This is a genomic window from Micromonospora sp. CMU55-4 (assembly GCF_011602315.1).
GTDB classification, from domain to species: Bacteria; Actinomycetota; Actinomycetes; order Mycobacteriales; family Micromonosporaceae; genus Micromonospora; species Micromonospora chalcea.
Window position 1 is genome coordinate 181,136 of sequence record NZ_JAAOLH010000003.1, and the last position, 20,336, is coordinate 201,471.

The 20,336-nt window shown below is 73.3% G+C and carries 18 protein-coding genes; 11 read left to right on the forward strand and 7 right to left on the reverse strand.

Features of this window, described 5'->3' with window-relative positions:
- Window positions 1–9: 9 nt before the first annotated feature.
- The 8 genes from uxaC (at window position 10) to HA073_RS07040 (ending at window position 11,643) form a co-directional block, all read left to right on the forward strand.
- Window positions 10–1,443: a glucuronate isomerase gene (gene uxaC, locus HA073_RS07005; RefSeq protein WP_166455939.1), complete on the forward strand. Its 1,434-nt coding sequence runs from the start codon at window positions 10–12 to the stop codon at window positions 1,441–1,443.
- Window positions 1,440–2,741: an enolase C-terminal domain-like protein gene (locus tag HA073_RS07010; protein ID WP_166455940.1), complete on the forward strand. Its 1,302-nt coding sequence runs from the start codon at window positions 1,440–1,442 to the stop codon at window positions 2,739–2,741. Before uxaC ends, HA073_RS07010 begins: the two co-directional genes overlap by 4 nt.
- Window positions 2,732–4,216 carry a mannitol dehydrogenase family protein gene (locus tag HA073_RS07015; protein ID WP_166455941.1) on the forward strand — a complete coding sequence of 495 codons (1,485 nt, stop codon included), beginning with the start codon at window positions 2,732–2,734 and terminating at the stop codon, window positions 4,214–4,216. Before HA073_RS07010 ends, HA073_RS07015 begins: the two co-directional genes overlap by 10 nt.
- 25 nt (window positions 4,217–4,241) lie before the next feature.
- Window positions 4,242–5,408 (forward strand): Gfo/Idh/MocA family oxidoreductase, encoded by a 1,167-nt coding sequence (locus HA073_RS07020; RefSeq protein ID WP_166455942.1) that lies wholly within the window; start codon window positions 4,242–4,244, stop codon window positions 5,406–5,408.
- A 28-nt stretch (window positions 5,409–5,436) separates the two neighbouring features.
- A complete protein-coding gene (locus tag HA073_RS07025; protein ID WP_166455943.1) occupies window positions 5,437–6,780 on the forward strand; it encodes a polysaccharide lyase family 1 protein in 1,344 nt (447 codons plus the stop codon).
- Between the two features lie 282 nt (window positions 6,781–7,062).
- Window positions 7,063–7,482: an ATP-binding protein gene (locus tag HA073_RS07030; RefSeq protein WP_113972873.1), complete on the forward strand. Its 420-nt coding sequence runs from the start codon at window positions 7,063–7,065 to the stop codon at window positions 7,480–7,482.
- 111 nt (window positions 7,483–7,593) lie between these two features.
- Window positions 7,594–10,857, forward strand: coding sequence for an ATP-binding protein (locus HA073_RS07035; RefSeq protein WP_166455944.1), 3,264 nt, complete (start codon window positions 7,594–7,596; stop codon window positions 10,855–10,857).
- Window positions 10,858–10,914: 57 nt separating this feature from the next.
- The gene (locus tag HA073_RS07040; protein ID WP_064445723.1) at window positions 10,915–11,643 is read left to right on the forward strand and encodes an HD domain-containing protein; all 729 of its coding nucleotides are present in this window, start codon (window positions 10,915–10,917) and stop codon (window positions 11,641–11,643) included.
- 128 nt (window positions 11,644–11,771) lie between these two features.
- Here HA073_RS07040 and HA073_RS07045 read toward each other — a convergent pair whose 3' ends face one another.
- The 5 genes from HA073_RS07045 to HA073_RS07065 form a co-directional block, all read right to left on the reverse strand.
- Window positions 11,772–12,188, reverse strand: a complete 417-nt coding sequence (locus tag HA073_RS07045) for a barstar family protein (protein WP_064445722.1) — start codon at window positions 12,186–12,188, stop codon at window positions 11,772–11,774.
- A gap of 61 nt (window positions 12,189–12,249) precedes the next feature.
- Window positions 12,250–12,690: a ribonuclease domain-containing protein gene (locus tag HA073_RS07050; protein ID WP_030499301.1), complete on the reverse strand. Its 441-nt coding sequence runs from the start codon at window positions 12,688–12,690 to the stop codon at window positions 12,250–12,252.
- 187 nt (window positions 12,691–12,877) lie between these two features.
- Complete coding sequence (locus tag HA073_RS07055) at window positions 12,878–15,787, reverse strand: M36 family metallopeptidase (RefSeq protein ID WP_255481358.1); 2,910 nt, start codon at window positions 15,785–15,787, stop codon at window positions 12,878–12,880.
- 286 nt (window positions 15,788–16,073) lie between these two features.
- The gene (locus HA073_RS07060) at window positions 16,074–16,919 is read right to left on the reverse strand and encodes an alpha/beta fold hydrolase (protein ID WP_166455946.1); all 846 of its coding nucleotides are present in this window, start codon (window positions 16,917–16,919) and stop codon (window positions 16,074–16,076) included.
- Between the two features lie 58 nt (window positions 16,920–16,977).
- The gene (locus HA073_RS07065) at window positions 16,978–17,217 is read right to left on the reverse strand and encodes a winged helix-turn-helix domain-containing protein (RefSeq protein WP_064445718.1); all 240 of its coding nucleotides are present in this window, start codon (window positions 17,215–17,217) and stop codon (window positions 16,978–16,980) included.
- A gap of 299 nt (window positions 17,218–17,516) precedes the next feature.
- Here HA073_RS07065 and HA073_RS07070 point away from each other — a divergent pair, with 299 nt between their 5' ends.
- The gene (locus tag HA073_RS07070) at window positions 17,517–17,792 is read left to right on the forward strand and encodes a DivIVA domain-containing protein (protein ID WP_069088517.1); all 276 of its coding nucleotides are present in this window, start codon (window positions 17,517–17,519) and stop codon (window positions 17,790–17,792) included.
- Between the two features lie 2 nt (window positions 17,793–17,794).
- A complete protein-coding gene (locus HA073_RS07075; protein WP_166455947.1) occupies window positions 17,795–18,100 on the forward strand; it encodes a hypothetical protein in 306 nt (101 codons plus the stop codon).
- Here HA073_RS07075 and HA073_RS07080 read toward each other — a convergent pair.
- Window positions 18,028–18,573, reverse strand: a complete 546-nt coding sequence (locus HA073_RS07080) for a hypothetical protein (RefSeq protein ID WP_043323518.1) — start codon at window positions 18,571–18,573, stop codon at window positions 18,028–18,030. The two genes, HA073_RS07075 and HA073_RS07080, sit on opposite strands and share 73 nt — an antisense overlap.
- 330 nt (window positions 18,574–18,903) lie before the next feature.
- On the opposite strand from HA073_RS07080, the gene HA073_RS07085 reads away from it, so the two are divergent.
- Entirely contained in the window at window positions 18,904–19,683 is a 780-nt protein-coding gene (locus tag HA073_RS07085; RefSeq protein WP_240925576.1) for a hypothetical protein, read from the forward strand.
- Between the two features lie 91 nt (window positions 19,684–19,774).
- On the opposite strand, the gene HA073_RS07090 is transcribed toward HA073_RS07085, so the two are convergent.
- The gene (locus tag HA073_RS07090) at window positions 19,775–20,332 is read right to left on the reverse strand and encodes a M23 family metallopeptidase (RefSeq protein WP_082930909.1); all 558 of its coding nucleotides are present in this window, start codon (window positions 20,330–20,332) and stop codon (window positions 19,775–19,777) included.
- Window positions 20,333–20,336: the final 4 nt, after the last annotated feature.

A 20,336-nucleotide genomic window follows, 5' to 3' on the forward strand; every position in this document is an offset into this window, starting at 1 on the left:
CCCGCCCCCGTGCCGATCATCTCCCCCAGCGATCTGCTGCTGCCCGCCGAGCCCGGCCTGCGTGCCCTGGCCCGCGAGCTGTACGCGCTCGCCGCGCAGCAGCCGATCATCTCCCCGCACGGGCACGTCGACCCCGGGCTGCTGGCCGACGACCAGCCGTTCCCCGACCCGGCCCGGCTGCTCGTCGTACCCGACCACTACCTGACCCGGATGCTGCTCAGCCAGGGCGTACCCCCGGCCGACCTGGGCGTGCCCAGCGTCGACGGCAGCCCGGTGGAGACCGACGGGCGGACCATCTGGCGGCGCTTCGCCGCGCACTGGCACCTGTTCCGCGGCACCCCGTCCCGCCTGTGGCTGGAGCAGACGTTCCGCAACGTGTTCGACGTCGACACGCCGCTGAGCCCGGCCACCGCCGACACCGTCTACGACGCGCTCGCCGCGCGCCTGGCCGAACCGGGATTCCGGCCCCGGGCGCTGTTCGAGCGCTTCGGCATCGAGGTGCTCGCCACCACCGAGTCGCCGCTGGACGACCTGGGCCGGCACGCCAAGCTCGCCGCCGACGGCTGGGGCGGGCCGGGCGGGCGGGTGGTCACCACGTTCCGCCCCGACGACGTGGTGGACATGGAGTTCGGCAACTGGGCGGCAAACGTGGACCGGCTCGCCGAGGTCTCCGGCGAGGACACCGGCACGTACGCCGGATACCTGGCCGCGCTGCGGGCCCGGCGGGAGGCGTTCGCCGCCGCCGGGGCCACCTCCACCGACCACGGGCACCCGACCGCCCGTACCCTCGACCTCAGTCCGGCGCAGGCCGCCGCGCTCTACGACAGGGGCCGGCGCGGCCTGGCCGACACGGGCGACGCGGAGGCGTTCCGGGCGCACATGCTGCTGGAGTTCGCCCGGATGTCGCTCGACGACGGCCTGGTCATGCAGCTGCACCCCGGTGCGGTGCGCAACCACAACCGGTGGCTGCACGCCCGGCACGGCCGCGACGTGGGCGGGGACGTGCCGCAGGCCACCGAGTACGTGCACGCTCTCGCGCCGCTGCTGGACGCGCACGGCAACGACCCGCGGCTCACAGTGGTGCTCTACACGCTCGACGAGGACACGTTCACCAGGGAACTCGCCCCCCTGGCCGGCGGCTACGCGGCGCTGCGCCTCGGCGCGCCCTGGTGGTTCCTGGACTCCCCCGAGGTGCTGCGCCGGTTCCGCGAGGCGGTCACCGAGACGGCCGGCTTCTACAACACCGCCGGGTTCGTCGACGACACCCGCGCGTTCTGCTCCATCCCGGTACGCCACGACGTGGCCCGCCGGGTCGACGCCGGATTCCTCGCCCGCCTCGTCACCGAGCACCGGATGACCGCTGACGAGGCCGCCGAGACGATCGTCGACCTGGCGTACCGGCTGCCGAAGCAGGTCTTCAAGTTCGGAGGTGGGCCGTCATGACCACAATCGTCGACGTCGAGGTGCACGACGTGCGCTTCCCCACCGCCGCCAGCGGCGACGGGTCGGACGCGATAAACCGGGGCGACTACTCGGCCACGTACGTGGAGCTGACCACCGACGGCGGGCCCACCGGCACCGGGTTCACGTTCACCAACGGCCGGGGCAACGAGATCACCTGCGCGGCGGTCCGCGCGCTCGCCCACCACGTACGCGGACGCACCGTCGCCGAGATCGCCGCCGAACCCGTCGCGTTCTGGCGCTCCCTGGCCGCCGACGTGCAGCTGCGCTGGCTGGGCCCGGAGAAGGGCGTGATCCACATGGCCACCGGCGCGCTCGTCAACGCGGTCTGGGACCTGCGCGCCAAGCTCGCCGGCAAGCCGATGTGGCGCCTCCTCGCCGAGTTGCCCACCGACGAGCTGGTCGCGACTGTCGACTTCCACCACATCACCGACGCGCTCACCCCGGACGAGGCGGCGGCCATCCTCGACAAGGGACGCGACGGCCTGGCCGACCGGCTCGCCGGGCTGGAACGCGACGGGTTCCCCTCGTACACCACGTCGGTGGGCTGGCTCGGCTACCCGGACGAGCAGGTGCGCGCGCTGACCCGCGACGCGTACGCCGCCGGGTGGCGCGCGATGAAGATGAAGGTCGGCGGGCGGATCGAGGACGACCTGCGGCGGGCCCGGATCATCAGGGCCGAGATCGGCCCGGACGCGCTGCTGATGATGGACGCCAACCAGGTGTGGGACGTGGACGAGGCGATCGCCGCGATGGGCGTGCTCGCCGAGGTCGACCCGTACTGGATCGAGGAGCCCACGCACGCCGACGACGTGCTCGGCCACGCCCGGATCGCCCGCGCGGTCACCGAGCTGACCGGCGGACGCTGCCGGGTCGCCACCGGCGAGGTCGCCGCCAACAAGGTCATCTTCAAGCAGCTGCTCCAGGCCGAGGCGATCGGCGTGATGCAGATCGACGCCTGCCGCGTCGGCGGCGTGGACGAGGTGCTCGCCGAGCTGCTGCTGGCGGCGAAGTTCGGCGTGCCGGTCTGCCCGCACGCGGGCGGCGTGGGCCTGTGCGAGTACGTGCAGCACCTCGCGATCTTCGACCACCTGCGGGTCGGCACGAGCCTGGACGGCCGCATGGTCGAGTACGTCGACCACCTGCACGAGCACTTCACCGACCCGGTCCGCACCCGGGGCGGGCGCTACCTGGTGCCCACCGTGCCCGGCTACAGCTCCACCATGCGCCCGGAGTCGATCGCGCGGTTCCGCTTCCCGGACGGCCCGGCATGGCGCTGACCCCCGACCGGCTCGGCCTGGCCACGCTACGCCACCTGCCGCCGGAGTCCCGGCCGCTGCTGCGCCCCGGCACCGTGCCGGCCGGCATCGTCCACCTCGGCGTCGGCGCGTTCCACCGCGCCCACCAGGCGGTGCACACCGAGGCGGCGGTCGGCGCGGCCGGCGGCGACTGGGGCATCATCGGCGTCGCGCCGCGCAGCACCGACGTGGTCGACGCCCTGGCCGCGCAGGACTGCCTGTTCAGCGTCACCACGCTCGCCCCCGACGCCGCGGCCACCCGGGTGGTCGGCGCGCTCGCCGGGGTACGGCACGCCGCGAGTGACCCGGACGCGGTGGTCGGCCTGCTCGCCGACCCGGCGATCCGGGTGGTCACGCTGACGGTGACCGAGAAGGCGTACCGGCTGGACCCGGTGACCGCAGCGCTGACGGTGGACGCGGACCTGACCGCCGACCTCACCACCGGCCGTCCCCCGCGTACCGTGCCCGGTCTGCTGGTGCGCGGGCTGCTCGCCCGCGCCGCCGCCGACGCCGGGCCGATCGCGCTGGTGAGCTGCGACAACCTGCCCGCCAACGGACGCCGTCTGCGCGGGCTGGTGGAGCAGTGCCTCGCGCTGGCCCGGGTGCCGGACGCGAGCGCCGAACGGGTGCTCACCGCCGTCACCTGCCCCGGCACCATGGTCGACCGGATCGTGCCGGCCGCCACCGACGAGACCCGGGACACCGCGCGCCGGGCGCTGGGCGTGACCGACCTGGCGGCGATCGCCGCCGAACCGTGGTCGCAGTGGGTGATCGAGGACGACTTCCCCGGCGGCCGCCCGGCCTGGGAGCGGTCCGGCGCGGTGCTCACCGACGACGCCGGCCCGTGGGAGCGGCTGAAACTGCGGGCCCTCAACGGCGTGCACTCGGCCACCGCGTACCTGGGCGCGCTCGCCGGCGCGGAGACGGTGGCCGAGGCGCTGGCGCTGCCGCACCTGGAGGCGGTGCTGCGGCGGCTGGTCGCCGAGGACATCACGCCGAGCTTCACCCCGCCGGCCGGCGTCGACGTGACCGCCTACGGCGAGCAGGTGCTCGCCCGCTTCGCCAACCCCGCGATCCGGTACCGGACGACGCAGGTCGCCATGGACGGCTCGCAGAAGCTGCCGCAGCGGGTGCTGCACACCGTCGCCGACCTGCGGGCGGCCGGCCGGTCGGCGCGGTGGAGCGCGCTCGTGGTGGCGGCCTGGCTGCGGTTCCTGCTCGGGTACGCCGACGACGGCCGGCCGCTGCCGCTGGATGACCCGCTCGCCGACCGGCTGCGCGCCGCCCTCGCCGCCGGAGCGCACACCCCGGCCGGGGTGGTGGACGCGGTCTTCGCGCTGCGCGAGGTGTTCCCGCCCGACCTGGCCGCCGACGACGAGTTCCGCGCCGACGTGACCGGCTGGCTCACCGCGCTGGAACGCCACGGCGTCCGGGCCACGCTGGCGGACGCCCGGTGACCGGGAGCACGCCGGGCGGCGCCCGGTGAGCGCCGGCGGGCCGCCACGGGTGGCGTTGATCGGGGCGAACGGGCACGGCCGCTGGCACCGCCGGACCATCGCGGAACTGCACGCGGCCGGGCGGGCGCGCCTGGTCGCGCTGGTCGACGTGCGGCCGCTGGATGCCGAACCGGACGCGCCGGTCCCGCCGGAGGCGGCCGTTTTCACCGACCACCGGGCCATGCTCGCCGAGTCCCGGCCCGACGTGGTGGTGATCTGCACGCCGCCGCACACCCACCTGCCGATCGCGCTCGACGCGCTCGCCGCCGGGGCGGACCTGCTGCTGGAGAAGCCGCCGGTGCTCGACCTCGCCGAACACCTGACGCTCACCGCCGCCGCGGACGCCGCCGGCCGGGCCGTGCAGGTCAACTTCCAGGCGCTCGGCTCGGCCGCGCTGACCGAACTGACCGGCGCGCTCGGGCGGCTCGGCCCGCTCACCGGCATCGCCACACTCGCCGCCTGGCAACGCCCGGACGCCTACTACGCCCGCTCCCCGTGGGCCGGGCGACGAACCGTCGACGGCCGCCCGGCGCTGGACGGAGCGCTCGCCAACCCGCTCGCCCACGCGCTCATGCAGTGCCTCGCCGTCGCAGAATCGGTCACCGGCGCACCCGTCCGCCCCGCCCGGATCGCCGTGGAGCGCTACCGGGTGCGCCCGATCGAGGTGGACGACACCACAGTGCTGCGACTGACCCCGCACGCCGGGCCGCCCGTGCTGGCCGCGCTCACCCTCGCCGCCGAGGAACACGTACCCGGGGAGGTGCTGGTCACCGGCGAGCGGGGCCGGGCGGTGCTGGAGTACCCCACCGACCGGCTGCGGCTACCCGGCGACGACACGCCACGCCCGGTGCCCGGCCGCCGCGGGCTGCTGGCGAACCTGCTCGACCACCGCGCGGACGGCACGCCGCTGATCGCGCCGCTGGCGCGTACCGAACCGTTCACCGCGGTGCTGGACGCGCTGCGGGACGCGCCCGAACCGAGGCTGCTCGACGGGGACCTGGTGCGCGTGGCGGGCGACGGCCCGCAGCGGGTGCGGGTGGTGCGGGGCGTCGGCGCGGTGCTGCGGGCCGCCGCGCAGACCGGCGCGCTGCCGTCCGAGGCGGGCGTGCCGTGGGCGGTCACGCCGTACGTGGTGGACCTGCCCGCGCAGTGAATGTCCCTCCAGGAGAACGGAACGAGTCATGCGTACCCGAACCGCAGTCGTCGCGGCGCTGACCGCCGCGCTCGTCCTCACCACCGCCGCGCCCGCGCCGGCCGCACCTGGTGAGCCGTCCCGGGCCGCCGAGCTGATCGGCCGCCAGGCCCTCGCCGCGAACGACGGCTGGGCCGCCGCCGGCACCGGCACCACCGGCGGGTCGGCCGCCACGCCGGAGCGGGTGCGCGTCGTGCGTACCCGGGCCGAACTGGTCGCCGCGCTCGGCGGCGACAACGCCACGAACGCCACCGACGCCACCTCCAAGATTGTGTACGTGGCCGGAACCGTCGACGGTTTCGAGGGTCCGGACGGCACGCCGCTGGACTGCGCCGACCTGGCCGATCCGGAGTATTCGCTGCCCGCCTACCTGGCCGCGTACGACCCGGCGACCTGGGGGCGGACGAACCCGAGCGGGCCGCTGGAGGCCGCCCGGGTGCGGTCGGTGGCCAACCAGACCCGGCTGACCCAGATCAACGTCGGCTCCAACACCACGATCATCGGCCTGCGCGGCGCCCGGCTCACCGGCCTGACGCTGATGATCGACCGGGTGGACAACGTGATCGTGCGCAACATCGAGTTCGTCGACGCCCGGGACTGCTTCCCCGCCTGGTCCCCCACCGACGGCGACACCGGCAACTGGAACTCCCAGTACGACCAGATCTCGGTGCGGCGCAGCGAACACGTCTGGATCGACCACAACACGTTCACCGACGGCGACAACCCGGACAGCACGCAGCCCGTCTACTTCGGCCGGCCCTGGCAGGTGCACGACGGTTCGCTGGACGTCACGCACACCGCCAGCCTGGTCACCGTCTCCTGGAACCGGTTCACCGGCCGGGACAAGGTGATGCTGATCGGCTCGTCCAACACCGTCGGGCCGGACGTGGGCCGGCTCGCCGTCACCGTGCGGCACAACCTGTTCGACGGCACGCTGCAACGGCTGCCCCGGGTACGGTTCGGCCAGGTCGACGTGCACGAGAACCACTACCGGCTCGGCGGGCCCGGCTTCGAGTACGCCCTCGGCGTCGGCGTGCAGTCCGCGCTGTACGCGGAGAACAACTTCTTCACGCTCACCGGCGACGCCGGCCCCGCAGACCTGCTGTACGACTGGGGCGGCACCGCGCTCACCGAGCGCGGCAGCTGGGTGCGCCAGGGTGACCGCCTGCCCCGGCCGGTGAGCCTGCTCGCCGCGTACAACGCCGTCCACGACCCGGACCTCGGCGGCGACGCCGGATGGACGCCGACGCTGCGCGCCGCCCGGCCGATGCCGGCCCCGCTGGTCCCGCTCGTCGTCGACGCCTTCGCCGGCGCCAGGCGGCTGCCGCTCTGACCTGCCCCGATACCCGCTCGCGTACCGCCTCCACGTCGCCGGCGTGACCGTCCGCTCATCCCGCGCCGGCGTCCCCTCCGGGGGGCGCCGGCCCGCCGCCGTTGCCGCCCTGCCGGGCCGCCGGCTGACACGCCGCCCCCGATGCGCAATGATCACGTTTGACGGACAGCGCCGCCGGGGGAATGAATCGGCGGTCACCGGGGACAGCAGGGTGAGAATCGGGCGGTGACAGCGCGAGTGGGCGCCCAGGTCCGGGGACGGGCACGGGACGGAGGGCCGGACGTGACGGGTGGGACATCCGGCGACGTCGGCCCGGTCCTCACCATCGAGCTGCCGGCCGACCCGGGCCGGCTCGCCGCCACCCGCGAGCGGCTACGCGGCTGGCTGCACGCCCGGGGCGTCAGCGAGTGGGACGTCGAAACCGTCCTCATCGCCACCGGCGAGGCGTGCGCCAACGCCATCGAGCACGGGTACCGCTTCGCACCGGAGGGGATCACCACGCTGCGGGCCGAGCTGCGCGGCGACCGGCTGGAGATCGAGGTACGCGACCAGGGCGGCTGGCGGCCAGCCGACGGCGACGAGAGCGGCGACCGGGGACGCGGGCGGCTGATCATGGCGCGGGTGATGGACGAGGCAACCATCGTCGGCACGCCGGAGGGCACCTGCGTACGCCTGGTCAAGCGCCTCACCCCCGGCGGCTGACGCAAACCCCCTCCTCCCAGCTCAGGCAGGGGTTAGCCTCGGCCCGGAGACCAAGTGAGCGTCGCTCGCCTCCGCCGTACGGGCGGCACGCGAGCCCGGGGGGGTGCCGGCATGCGGGGTCCGTTGTGGCGCGGCTGGCTCTGGACGCCCCGTGTCTGGGCCGCGATGGTGTCCCGCCGGGCCACCACCTGGTACGGGGAGCGGTCGCAACGACAGCGCCGGAGAGCGGCGACCCGTCCCGCGGCTCCGGCCCGATGGTGGCACCGTCCCTGGTGGTGGCTGGTGCTGGCGGTCGGCGCGGCGGTGGTGGTGGGTGTCTGGGTGCTCACCCAGTTCGTACTGCCGTTGTGGAACGTGACGGTGGGGCACTGGCGGGTGGAGCAGCTCCCGCCGCTGGCCTGGGTCCAGGACCAGTTCTGCGACGGCGCCGCGAACCAGGGGCAGTGCAAGAAGATCAGCGGCTTCCTCGGCACGGTCCTCGCGGTCGCGATCGCCTTCGTCGGCTTCTACCTGCTCACCTTCGTCCGGGTCTATCGGCGGTACCAGCGGATCGCCAAGGAGCACGCCGAGGACCTGGTGGGCACCTCGAACGACACGCTCGCCGACATCGTCGGCCGCGACGAGCTGTGCGAGGTACTGATCGAACGGATCCGGGACCCGGACGTCCGGTGCCCGATGATCCTCGTCGGCGGCGTCGGCGCCGGCAAGACCGCGGTGATGTTGCGGCTGACCCACGAGCTGGCGCGGCGCGGCGTCGTACCTGTCGCCCTCTCGCTGCGCGAGGTGAAGGACGTCGACTCCCTCGACTTCGAGAAGGCGGCGCGCGAGCAGTTCACGCAGTACGTCGACCCGTACCTGTGGAACGGTGGACAGGCCGACCGGTTGTGGCGCCAACTGCGGTGGAGCAACAAGATCGCGGTGCTGGCCGACGGCTTGGAAGAACTCGGCGGGCAGTACGGGAAGGGCCAGGAGGGTCAGGAGGGCCAGCACGACAGTGTGCTCCGCCAGGCGTTCACCCGGGCCGCGCAGAACCGGCTTCCGTTGGTCACCGCCACCCGCCCCTACGACCCGCTGCGCAGCATGCCGGCGGTGGTGATCGGGCTCGAGCCGCTCAGCGAGACCCACGCGCTCACCTTCGGCCTGGACAGCGACGACCAGGCGCCGAGGCCGGCCCGGATGACCGTCGCGCATCTGATCAACGACGCCGACGTGACCGAGTCACCCGTCTATCTGAAGGTCATCCGGGACCTCAACCGGCTCGGGCGGCTGCCGGAGGGGCTCGGTAGCCACCGGGAGACCGGCGGATCGGTCCGTCCGGTGGACCGGGCAGACATCCGCCGCCGCCTGCTCGACGCATGGCTGCAGGCGCTCCAGGACGGATACATCTGCGAGGACTTCGCGCACGGCTCGGATGAGCGCCGGCACGCCCTGGCCGTGGTGTCCGCCTTCGCGTGCGCGGGCCTGCTGCGCAAGTCGCTGAACGTAACCTACGACCAGTTGACGGACGCCGGCGACGGCGGGAAGGACTTCAGAGAAGCGCTCGAAGCCGTCACGAACCACCTGGGAGACCAGGTCGAGGGCGGGCTCGACGTGCGAAGCCGCGCCGACCTCGTCACGGCCGTCACCACCGCCGGTGAGTTCTCCCTCGTCACCCTGCATCCCGACGGCATGCGCTTCCAGCACGGTGTTGTCCAGGCCTATCTCGGGGCACGGTTCCTGGCCGACACGCAGGTGCGGGACGCCCTGCTGCCGTTCCTCGTCGCAGACGAACCCAGCCGGGAGGCGCTGATCGCGCTGGTCCTCCTGTCCCGGGGGGCGGGCCACGGCGAATCCGACGCCGATCTGGTCGAACGGCTGCTGCACCACGCCGAGAAGGGGCGTAACCCCTGCTGGCGGCTGGAGATGTACGCGACCGCGTTCGAGATCGACGCCGGCACAAACTGTCCGCAGCAGGAGCGGATCGCCGCGAGGATCGAGGCGAGCTGGTCCCAGTTCCAGGAGGGCGACGTCGGCGACCGCCCGCTGGACGAGGCGAAACTCGGGCTCGTCCGCCGGTGGGGCGACGCCGCCCGGTACCTCGCCGAACGCCGTCGCCGGCACCAGGTGCCGCAGCCACCGCCCGGACTACCGTCGAGTTACGCCAGTCTCTTCCGTCTCGCCGCCGGGGAGGCCTCCTACCGGGTCCAGTTGGCCGCCGCCCGCGAGATCGGACTCGGTGGCGCGGACGCCGCGGACGCGCTGCGACCCGAGGGCGGCGTGCTCCCGCACCTGCCCGACCGGAATGCCTCCGCTTCGGCGCTCTGGCCCCAGCGGCTGCGGACGTGGAGCGCGCCGTTGCTGCTCCTCTCGGTCACCCGCGACACCGAGGGCAGCCCGGAGACCCGGCTGCGGACCGAGCGTCAACTCGATGCCTGGCTCGACGCACTGGCGGCGAAGCACGGCCCCGGCGACGACCGTGGACTCGGAGTCTCCTTGGAGATCGCGCTGGCGCAGGGTTTCCGCATCGCGGCGAACATCCGTCACCTGCCGATCGGCCGGCAGGAGGCCGATCGCAGCTTCCTGGTCGAGAAGGCCGAGTTCGCCCTGGCCCATTCCCGCTTCTGGTACAGCCACCTGGTGCTGATCCAGGCGCTGACCCTGCTGTCGCTGCCGATGAACCCGAGCGAGCCGCTGCCGAAACGGGGGGCCGGCGCCAATCCCATCGGCCTGGTGCAGCACTGGTTGCGTACGGCGGGAAGCGCGGTCACCGACCGCGAGCCGTGCCCGGCCCATCCTTTCCTGCTGGCCGCGGCGCGGCTCTGCATGTCGGCACTCGTCACCCGGCAGCCGGAACGGTTCTGCTGGATCGAGGAGGGCGAGACGGCCGGCCGGGTCGGGTCGTGCAGCCCGTCGCCCGAGGTACGGCGCAGCCAACGGCTGTGGATTCCCGACTCCACGGGTTGGAGCGTGCTCGAACCAACCGCCGAACGGCTGCTCGCCGACGTCATGCTGCTGCTGAACCTCGCCGACCGGGGCGGATCGGTGAAGCAGCGTGAGGAACGCCTGCACCGGGCCGACCGGTGTGATCTCCCGCCCTGCCTCACCGACGACCGGGAACCGCTGGAGCCCGAACGCAGCACCCGCCGGGGCGATGCCTGCGTACCCGGCGCCACCTGCCTGGACGACTGCGCCTTCCGGCTGTGCCCGTTGCCGCCCAAGGGTGAGCCGCTGCCGCACCGGATGGACCAGAACTTCTGCGCCCGGCAGGCCGACCTGACCTCCCTGTGGTACGCGATCTCCGCCCGCGCCTCCTGGCAGAACGTGCGGCGTGCACGGATGCGCCGGTTCTGGCGACAGATGTCCCGCCGCGACCTGCCGAGGTGGCGCCGCTGGTGAACTGCTCGGCCGCGGTGTCGGACCCCGGATCTAGCGAAGATCGGCTATAAGGGACGCATGGAGTTCCCCGCGTACCTCGCCACCATGCCGATGCACGCGATCACCGAGATCCACGGTGAGCCCGGCCTGCTGGCCCGGTTCCGGCTGGAGATCGAGGCGTTCGACGAGGCCGACCGCGACCGGCTGACCGAGGCGCTCGACCTGGCCGCCGACCTGCACCGCGACGACCGGCGGGTACGCGAGCCGTACCTCAACCACCTGCTGCGGGTGTCGATCCGGCTGATGCACCACTACCAGGTGCGGGACGTGGACGTGATCGTCGCCGGGCTGCTGCACGACGCGGTCGAGGACCACCCCGCCGAGCTGGCCGGGCTCGACCCTTCGGCCACCGGGCCCGACGTGACCTCGGCGGCGCTCGCCGCACTGTCCGGCCGGTTCGGGTCGCGGGTCGCCCGGCTGGTCGCGGCGGTCACCAACCCCGAGTACGACCCGGGGCGGGACCGCGACGAGCAGTACCGGGAGCACGTGGCGGCCAGCCTGGAACGGGAGCCCTGGGCTCGGGTGATCAAGGTGTCCGACTTCACCGACAACGGCGTGGGCGTGATCCACACGGTCGGGCCGAAGGTGGCCCGCGCCGCCGCGAAGTACCGCCCGCTGGTGCCGGTCTTCCGCGACCTGGTCGCCCGCCCGGACACACCGCTGTCGCCACCGGTCAAGGAGCACATCCTCGCCCAGCTGGACCTGGCCGAGGAACGCTTCAGCGCCATCCTCGACCACCCCACCTGACCCCCACCCGCCCTCGCGGCGTTGATCAAGGAGTTTGGGTCGCCCCGGCGGCCTGATTCGGACACAAACTCCTTGATCACCGCCCCGGTCGGCAGGCCGGGTGAGGGTGACGGGTGCGGGTGGTGGGATCAGCCGGTGGCGGGTGGGCCGGCGAGCCGTCCGCCGAGCACGGCGGCGACGCGGTCACGCAGGGCGGGCAGCCGGTCCGGGTGGTCGTGCAGCACCACCCGCAGCGTCTCGTGGCCACCGGCGGCGACCGCGCCGAGCACGTCGAGCAGCGTGCCGAGCTGGGCGGGTGGCTCGTCGGCGAGCAGGTACGCCGCGTCGGTCACGACCACTGTCAGCGGACCGGCGTCGAGGCGGTCGGCGAGCGCGTCGGCCAGGGCGTCCCAGTTACGGCCGTACCAGTCGGGCAGGTCCAGCGCACCGGCCAGCGTCTCGTGCAGCCCGGCCCGGGTGCGGCCGGCCACGCCGGAGACCGGCACACCGTCCGGCTCGGACGGCGCAAAGTCGTACCCGAGCCAGGCCGGCAACCGCGTACCCATGATCCGTCCTTTCCCGACGGCGCCGGCCGGGCGTCGGGAGCCCGGCCGGCGTCGAGGCTGCTCAGAGCCGGTAGAAGTTGGCGTAGTGGTCGGGTGAGAACCAGGTCGCCCCGGTGCTCTTGTTGACCACGATCCGGTACGCGTCCCGGGAGGCGTTGCAGGCGCGCGGGTAGACGTCGTACTCGTAGTAGGTGGCGCCGGAGGGCAGCTGTCCCTCGTAGTTGTAGAACCGGCCGCCGGCGAAGTTGCACTGGCCGCCGCTCCACGAGTACCAGCCGCGGCTGGTCGGGAAGCTCTTCGCGGACCAGCCGGACCGCGCGGTGCGCGCGTCGGCGCAGCGGGACTGGGTGCAGGAGCCGTAGACGGCGGCAGCGGCCGGTTCGGCGAGCCGGGTGGAGACAGTGGCGGGGGCGACGAGCGCGGCGGCGGCCACGGCGGCGACCAGGGCGGACGCGGCGAGGGCGCGGCGTACGCGGGTGACGGCGGCGCGGAACGGGGTCAAGGGATCCTCCTTGAACGGGACGACAGCGCATCGACCGGCGTTGATGACCGGTCGACGCTCAGTCTGTCCGGGATCCTGCCCCCGGTACAGCCCCGATCCGGCGACGGCGCCCCGAACCCCGCGTGAACACACGGCGGCGGGTGCGGACGGACGACAGGGGCCGCCCGTCCACACCCGCCGAGTGGAGCTAGTGCGAGAACGCCTGGAACTCGGCGATCCGCACGTTCTGCGCCTGCGGGCTGGCGGTGGCGCAGTCGGTCGCCGCCCGCGGGTCGTCGTCCTGCTCACCGGCGTAGTCCGGCGCGCCGGTGCACTGGTTGGTCAGCACCTCGACGCGCAGGTGCGTGGCAGTGGTGCGCGGGATGTCGAACGACCGCATGATCAGCTCCGGCGCCCGGGGACGCGGCGCCACCGACGGGAAGGCGTCCGGCTTGCTGGTGTAGACCGGCCGGAAGTCCGCCGCGTCGGCGCACGTCACCGGCCCCTGCGCGGTGCACGCCAGCACCCGGAACTGCCGCAGCGCGGAGTACCGGCTCTGGGTGCCGGCATCCGCGTCACCGGCCACCGGCGGGCGCAGCATCGCGCTGACCTGCACCCGGCGTACCTGCTGGACGCCGCCGGCCAGGTCGACGGTGACCTGCCGGCCGGCGACCGGCGCGCCGAGCGAGGCCCAGTTGGTGGCCTCGTCGTCGTCGACGATCTGCGGCAGGTTGATCCCGTCACCGGCCACTGTCGCGCCGGTGGTCGCCGAGGCCAGGTTGGGTCGCAGCTTCACCGGCAGCGTCCGGTTCTGGCCCGCCTTGATCGTCACCGGGCCGATCCGGGTGTGCCCGTAGCCGGGGGCCCGCACCACGAACTCGTACGTGCCGGGCACCAGGTCCACCCGGTCGGTCAGCGGGGTCGCCGCGTCGGTGTCCGCGACCGGCACGGCCCGCGCCTGGTAGCGCCCGACGAACAGCTGCGCACCGGCCACCGGCCCGCGCTCGCCCACCGGCAGGAGCCGCAGCGAGCCCTCCCGGGCGTACGGGGAGGTGAAGCCCGGCGTGGGGTCGGGGTCGGTGTGGCCGACGCTGACCGCGCCCTCCCCCAGGCCGCGCTTGGCGAACGCGTTCCAGAGCAGGTCCTGGTTGGCCCCGCCGAAACGGATCCGGTCGGCGGCGAGCATCGCGTCCCGGGCGTCGACCATGCTGACCTGGCTGACCGCCATCAGCAGGAACGAGTCGAAGACCAGCTGGATCCAGCGCCGGTTGCCGGGGCAGGCGGTCACGTCGCGAGCGCCGGTCGCGCACGCCTTCTGGATCGCCGGGGTGCCGCTGCCCCAGCGGCGCATCATGGCCGCGCGGATGTCGGTGTTGGTGGCGCTCCACACCTCGCCGGAGGCGTGCACCTGCAGGCCGACGAAGTCGTAGTCCAGCGAGCTGTAGTTCAGCGGGCTGTCGCTCATGTTGTAGTTGCGGATGCCCGCGTTCGGGTCCTGCGTGGTGTACTCGCCGATGGTGAAACCGCGCCGGCCGGGCGCGGCGTACCCGTGCTCGAAGAGGTACTCCATCGCGAGCTGGTCGGACCAGCTCTCGCTCATGCCCTGCGGCGTGCTGACCCCGGCGCTCGGGCCGGCGATCATGCGGTTGGTGACCGCGTGACCGTACTCGTGGGCGATCACCGACATGTCGAAGTCGCCGTCGACGCAGGGCGCGTAGAACGAGCCGGCGGTGGGCTGCCACAGGTACATGTTGGTGGTCGGCGCGACGCCGTCCGGCGGGGTGATCTGGTTGGCGTTGTTGCGGGCCGGGAACGTCGGCGGGCCGCCGCTGACGCCACCGGCCTGGGCGTTGCCCTGCTCGGGGTCGTTACCGAGACCGCCGCGGCCGAGGTTGTCCTGCTGCATGTTCCAGGTCTCCTCGGTGAACCCGAGGTGGTACGTCCAGTCGTGCATCCGGTTGTGCATCGCGAACAGGTTGGCCCGGGCCGCGTCGATGTCGTTGGCGCGCGGCGAGGTGAACACCTCCGGGTTGCAGCGCTGCTCCCGCCACTGGTTCGTCCACGGGTACGCGTATTTGCGGTCCGGGCGGGGCGTGGCGGTCTCGGTGCCGACGCTGAACGCGTCGTTGCTGAACCAGTTCTGCACGGCTATCGCGTTGTTGCCCTTGGTCGTGGTGGTGGACTCGCCGGTCGCCGGGTCCACGTCCCAGGCCGGGTGCCCGGGCACCCCGACCACCTCGGCGCAGCCGCGCGCCGGCACCGCGCACCACCGCTTACGGGTGTCGACGGAGGACCTGTCGACCCGGGGCGAGTTCGGGAAGACCTCCCAGGACGGGTGGTCCGAGGCGTGGTCGATCAGGTCCTCGCGGACCAGCACGGCGCCGTCGCGGGCGTCCACGTAGGTGGAGTAGGCGGCCGGGTCCGCGCCGGTGGTGTCCGCGCCGAGGACCACCTCCCACGCCGCGCGCGGCCCACGGTCCGCGGTGGGCACCGCGACCAATGAGGTACGTATGACCTGCGCGTCGCCGCGGCCGGCATCGGCGATCGCCGCCTTGCGGGCCTGCTCGGCGCTGATCGTCGCAGGGGCCGGCGTACCGGCGTCGCGGGCGAGCGAGGAGCTGACGTGCCACACCGCTCCGTCGCGTACGCCGACCGACAGCATACCGTCGACGGCGGCCGGCAGGTCACCGAAGCGCTGCCGGAGCAGCACCGTCGCGCCCTGCCCCATCGGCGCCACGGTCAGCAGTTCCAGCGCGGCGGCGCCCTCGGCGGTCAGGCCCAGCACGTCCCGGTTGGCGGCCACGTACGCGCGCGCGGCGGCGGCCGGGTCGGCGGGCAGGCCGGTGGCCAGGGGCTTGCCGGTGGAGGTGAGCGTGGCGGGCGTACCGAAGTCGGTCCAGCGCACGCGCGCGCCGAGCGCGGCGGCCCGGTCCCGCTGCCGCTCGGTGGCGGCGACGCGGCCCTTGCGGTTGTCGGTGGCCTTGGTGTCGTGCCGGTCGCCCGGCAGGTGGTCGGGTGGCGCCTGGGTACGGGTCTGTTCCCGGGGTGCCGCCTGGCCGCCGCCAGCGGCGGTCAGGACCAGACCGGCTGCCAGCAGCAGCGCGGTGGTCCCCGTCAACGCACGGGATGGTGTGCGCACGGTCCCTCCTGTCATCGTCGAACGGCGATGTCCGTTCCGCCATCCGACCAGCACGATCGACGCGCCGACACCATCCGAACATCCATAAATGTTGTTGCGTCGATTTCTCGATGGCGCCCACAGGCACCCCTGGCCGAGCAGTTTCGAGACTCGCTTCTCACCAGTCGAGACGCGAATAGATCTTGGTACGAAACGGCCCCTATGAGGGCCCTTTCGTACCAAGATCTCCACAGGTCGGTAGCGTGCCGGACGGGGGCACCCCGGCTTACATCGTCGCGTCGAGGAAGGTGGTCACCGCCCGGCGGAAGTCGTGCGGATTCTCGACCCACGGCAGATGAGCGGATCCGCGGAGGCTGACCCGCTGGCAGTTCGGCAGCGCCTTCTCCAGCGAGTCGACGCCCCAGCGGGGACGGATGTCCTCGGGTCCGTCGATGATCAGCACGGGCAGGTCGAGCGTCCGGCACCGCGCCGCGAGGTCGCGGATGCGGAGTTCCTGCTTGACCTCGGCGTTGATCGCCCGGTTGCAGTCGCTGTTGACACCGAGCCACGGCGTGGCCATCTCCTCGGCGTGCCGCACGGCGTCGTCGGGGTCGGCGAAGTCGGCCGACCACTGCAGGACCGCCCGTTCCCGTTCCTCGGCCGGGGTGCGGTCCCGTGCGCCAAGCGCCTCCCACCGATCCAGGTGCGGCCCGAGCCGCCGCCGGAGATTCCGTTCGTAGTGCGGGTGCCAGCCGCGATCGGGGTCGATGCCGGTGCCGGACACGTAGATCAGGTGACTGACCCGTTCCGGGTGGTCGATCGCGTACCGCAGCGCCAGGTGCGCGCCCCACGAGTGGCCCAGCACCGCCGTTCGCGGCCCGGCCAGGCGTTCGCGTACCGCATCGAGGTCCGCGACGAAGCGGCCGATCGAGTACGGACCGCGCCGCTCGGAGCGCCCGCAACCACGCTGGTCCCACCGGATGACGCGGGCGTGCCGGTCGAGCAGCCGGGCGACCGGGCCGAGGTAGTCCCACATGCCCGGACCGCCGTGACAGAGCACCAGCGCCGCTCCGGCGCCGCCCTGGTCGGCCCACAGGCGACAACCGTCTTCGGTACGCACATCCCCAGTCATCGCCGACAGTATGGCGAGTCGCGCGCCGGCCGATGAGGGCTTGCTGGGCTGACGCCGGTTACGGCTCTCTCATCCAGGTCTTCGGATCGGTCACGAAGACGCCCTTGCCCTGCTGTCGTCGGATCACCCGCAACGCTTCCAGCCGCGCATACGCCATCTGCACGGTCCCATGACTGACGTCGTAGCGATCGCGCAGCTCAGCGATTGAGGGCAGCTTGTCCCCCGGCTTCAGCTTCTTTCCTCTGACGTCGGCGATCACATCATCGGCGATGCGCCAGTAATCCGGCACTTCTCGCATGGCACTCCTCGCGTGGCGATCCGATTCGATCACACCGCGACTCGCCTAACAAGCAGCGTTGACTCATCTAACATGTCTAGATATGTTGATTCCGGGCCGCTCCTCGCGTGGCAACGAGTTCGGCTCATCCCCCGGTCGGGGCGGGTGCGCGTACCCGTCCCGACCCTCCGGACTGCTCCGCCTCCGTACCGCCGATCCGGGCTGCGGCGGCGGGGCGGGCGGGCCGCCCGCGGCCGGTGTGCGGACGGCCCGCCCTTCCAGACCCACCGCACCTGTCCCCCGCTCCTGGAAGGACCGATATGACGCCGCATCGATCCGGTCGGCTCTACCTGACCGCCCCACCGGCCCGGCTGACCCCGCACGAGGTGCGCATCCGCGCCTTCGACGCCCGCAGGCGCGGCGTCGACCCCGATCAGGTACGCGAGTTCCAGGCCCGGGTCGCCGACGAGCTGACCGAGCTGCACCGACAGGTACGCCTGCTCGCGCAGGAGAACGACAGGCTGAAGCGCGCCCTGCGGGACTGGCAGACCATGCACGCCCGCGAGTGCCGCCCGCCGAACGACGGCCACTGGTAGCGGTGCGCCCGCAACCCGGTGACCTGCTGCGCGTCGACGGCCGAGCGTCCGTGCAGTTCGGCGGCGACCGGGCGCTCACGTTCCGGGTCGCGTCGGTCGGCGCCGAGGTGACGCACACCGGCTGGATCTGGCTGACCGGCTACGTGCTCAACCGTCGAGGCACCGCGACCGCGAAGCGGGAGATCTTCGTGCAGCTCGCCGGGCTGCGCCGGGCCCGCGAACCGTTGCCGCGCGATCAGTCCTGGGTGCCGGCGAACAGCGTCCAGGCGTCGATCTCGGTCGGCGCGAGGGGCCGCGCCGGCAGGTAGGACGCCAGATCGCGGAAGTCCGCTACGGCGTTGTGCACGCACACCGCGAGCGAGAAGTGCAGCAGTTCGCGCAACGCCTGCGCGTCGGGCGCGGTGGCGTCGTCGAGCAGCGGGCTGCGGACGTCCAGCGCGAACACCACGTGGCAGGCGCTCTGGTCGGCCTTGACGACGCAGTAGTAACGCCCCTCCTCGGCCAGCCGGTTGCGGATGTTCGCCCAGGCCATGGCCCCGGAGATGTCCGGCACGTCGGCGCCGGCCGCGCAGGCCATCCGGAAGACCCAGCGGGCCGGGTCCTCCGGCGACACCGCGCCGTAGACCAGCACCAGGCCACCGCGGTGGAAGACGGCGAAGCCCTGCACGTCGGGGGTGAGGTGCAGGAAGTCCGGAGTCCAGACCCGGTCGTACTGCCGCTCCGCCAGGGACCGCACGTACGTCACGGTCTGGCCGGCGGCGTGGCGAGCGTCTACGCCCATGCGTTCTGGTCCTCCCCCGAAGCATCGCGGAGCCTCACGCTACGAAGCGCTTCGATAACAGATCAAGGCATGCCGATCGAGTTTGGATGGTCGGTCTCGTGAACGGGACCGAACCCGCCCCGAGTCCCACGGATAGGACTACGGGACGGCTCGTCCGATCGGTCAACCGGCGGGGCGGAGCCGTCCGCGCGGCTGCGCGCGTACACCGGTCGCTGTTGTTAGCGTGGATCGCGGACCGCCACGGCGGTCCGGCCACCCCTCACCCGACGGCCCGCGCGTCCCGGTGACGCCGCGGGACGCGGTGCCGCGATCCGGCAGGGAGGGGGTGCGATGACCGCGGTGCCGGAGGATCCGGGGCCGGCCGACCAGCGGCCCGCGCCGCGCAACGGCTGGCGGGCGCGGGCGCTCGGCGACGCGGCGCGCCTGCGGGCCCGGCGTTTCTGGGACGGCGCGCAGCCTACGCTGCGGCGGCTCTGGTGGACCGAGGAGCCGGAGACGCCGGTGACCACAGTCGACCGGCGCGCCCCGGAGCCGCTCGTGGTGCCGGCGCAGGGCCAGGTGTACGTGTTCCTGGTGCGGGCCACCTACACCTGGTCGTCGGAGACCGCGCGGCCGGAGCTGTTCGGCTGGTACGTCGACTACTTCCAGGCGCAGGCCACGCAGCGGCTGCACCGGCTGGCCGTCCGCTACGCGGTGGAGGTGCCGCCGCACCGGCCGCGTGACCTGCACGCCGCGCTGACGGCGGCGCTGGCCGAGGACGATCCACCGCCCTGGACGTACGCGCGCGGGGAGGTGACGTTCGCCTGCGAGCCGGACGTCACGGTGCATCTGGACGAGCGGGTGCGCCGGCTGCTCCAGCCGTACTGGGAGCAGCGCATCGCGCTGGAGTGCGAGCGCGACCTGGCCCGCCGCCGCGCCGAGTACGCCGACGAGCGGGACCGGCGCGACCGGCAGCCGGAGGCGGCGGGAGCGAGGCCCGCGCCGCGAGCGCCGGACGCCGAGGGGCCGGCGGACCTGTTCCCGTTGGAGCCGCTGCTCCCCCCGCCCGCGCCGCGCCCGGCTCCGGGGCAGCGACCGCGTCCCGGCGAGCCGCAGCCACCGGCTGTCTGACGCGCCGCACGGACGGACGGCGGCGGTCAGCCCGCTACGGCCGCCTCGTCCGGCCGGGTCCGGCGGGCGGTCAGGTACGCGGCGAGGCCGATCAGCAGCCGTTGGTGCTCTTCTGGTTGCGCTTCAGCCCGTCTGACCAGGTCACGCCCTGCACGACGGCCACCACGACGCTGCCGTTGTGGATCTGCTCGTAGTGCAGGTGCGGGCTGAGGTCGTACTTCGCCGAGGTCGCGCCGACCCGGCCGATGACGTCGCCGCGCTTCACGGTGTCGCCAGTGGCCACCGCGCGCGAGTTGAGGTGGGCGTACCGGGTGCGCCAGCCGTCGCCGTGCCCGATGACGATGGTGTTCCCGTAGCCGGAGGTGGTGGAGTAGTACGACTCCAGCACGGTGCCGGCGGCGCTGGCGACCGTCCGGCGGTTGAGGTCGTCCGGGCTGCCGTTGGCGTCGTAGTGGTTCCAGTCGATGGCGTGAGCCGGGCTGTGCCCGTTCCAGTTGTTGCCCTGCCAGGTCTGGCCGCACAGGAACGGCATCCGGAAGCCCGGCCGGGCGGCCTGCGCGGGCTGCACGCCGAGCATCGCGCCCGCGACGACGGCGGTCGTGAGCAGCGCCGGCACGCGCCACCGGGCGGCGGTGGTCGTCAGCGACATCGTT